Annotated in this window: 2 protein-coding genes; both read right to left on the reverse strand. The window is 62.3% G+C overall.

The features are described from left to right. Positions 1–653, reverse strand: a 653-nt coding sequence (locus EOA75_RS32730) for a multicopper oxidase domain-containing protein (protein WP_164747748.1), incomplete at its 3' end; no start/stop codon positions are given. Positions 654–1,286: 633 nt separating this feature from the next. Beyond that, positions 1,287–1,472 (reverse strand): hypothetical protein, encoded by a 186-nt coding sequence (locus EOA75_RS32735; protein WP_245466828.1) that lies wholly within the window; start codon positions 1,470–1,472, stop codon positions 1,287–1,289. Positions 1,473–1,494: the final 22 nt, after the last annotated feature.

The raw sequence follows: 1,494 nt of genomic DNA on the forward strand, positions 1-1,494 counted from the left end.
GCCATGGACGTGCCCTGGTCGTCGCCAGCCATGCTCATCCCCGGCATATCCGTGCCTGACATCGAATGCCCTGACATTGAATGGGCCGCTGCCGCCGAGTTCGCAGAGCCGGTCAAGTCAGCCAGCAATTCCTCGGGAGTCTTGAAGCTGAAGTCCTGGAGCAGGACCACCACGGGCTGCTCGTCTCTGCCCTTATCGGCCGGATCGGTAACGATCAGCGGTGCGGCAAGCAGCTGCTGCTCCTGCAGTGTATGCGCATGCATCCAGTGCGTGCCCGGCGTCGCGACGGGGAAGTTGTAGTCATAGGCTTTGCCCGGCTTGAGCAAAGGCTGCGGCAGGTCAGGCACGCCGTCCTGCCCGAACGGCGGCATCAGACCGTGCCAATGGATCAAGGTTGGCGCGGCGAGCGCGTTCTCGAGCCGGGCCTGGAAGTCATCGGCCGCTGAGATGGTAAGCCCATGCGTGCCGTCGGACCGAATGAGACCGAAGACCTTGGCGGCACGGCCGGCCACGTCGATGACGCGGGTTTCGGCCCGGATGATTTCGGGTGTAGCCGCCCAAGCCGCTCGCGGAATGATCACCGGCTCGAAGGCGCTGGCTGTGCCAATAGCCGCTGCGGACGCCAGGAACTGGCGACGGGATATGGATTGCATTGTAAAGCTCTGATGTTCGTGACTCGAGGCCGGATTGACCGGCGGCGAAGCGCACGAACGCGACGGCTCGTGCGCTCAAGCAGTCACGATGAGCTTTGGAGGGCGCAGACGAATTGGCACACGCGCGGGTGAGGAAGCAACGGGCGGTGCTGTCGCGACGAGGTGGCTTCCCGAAATCGCGACGAAGAGATGGCCGTCAACCGGAACGCAGAATGAGCAGCTTGAAATCGAGACGCATGTTCCTTGATGGCGCGCATGGTCAACGTCCTTGCACGGCGCGTGATCACCGTCGTGCCGCATCGCTGCGGAGCCATGACTATGCTCCGCTGCCCACTGGGCACCACGCGAAGCTGCTGCCGAGTTGGCATGGCCGTAATGGACTATGGTGAACGCCATCAGCAAGGCGAGGCAGACGGCGAGCCAACGCGACCCGCCGAATCCTGAGGGGCGTTTCATTGAACGCCCCAGCCTTGGTCGGATGTCATTCCGATCCACAATCAAACCCTTCCGAAGCGGCGGTGAACGCTATCGTAGGATTGATCATATACCAAAGATCTGGACATGAATTTGTTCTAGGTCAAAGAGTTCAGGGCTCAGGAAAGAATCCGGTGGTCTTTCCTGCGGATCAATGGGTCAGCAGCCAGAGCGCCATTCGCTCGCGGCGAGAGCGGCAGCTGAGAGGCCAGCTGCGGCGGACCCCGACGGCCGCCAGAGCTCGGCCGTGCGACGCGTCCGATAGTCCACCGGGTAGGCGACAACAGGAAACCCAACGGTGCGGAAACAAGCCATGGCTCGATGTATGTGGCTAGCCGATGTCACCAACAGCCAGAGTCCCCCAGGC

It is taken from the genome of Mesorhizobium sp. M1A.F.Ca.IN.022.07.1.1 (genome assembly GCF_003997575.1).
GTDB lineage: Bacteria > Pseudomonadota > Alphaproteobacteria > Rhizobiales > Rhizobiaceae > Mesorhizobium.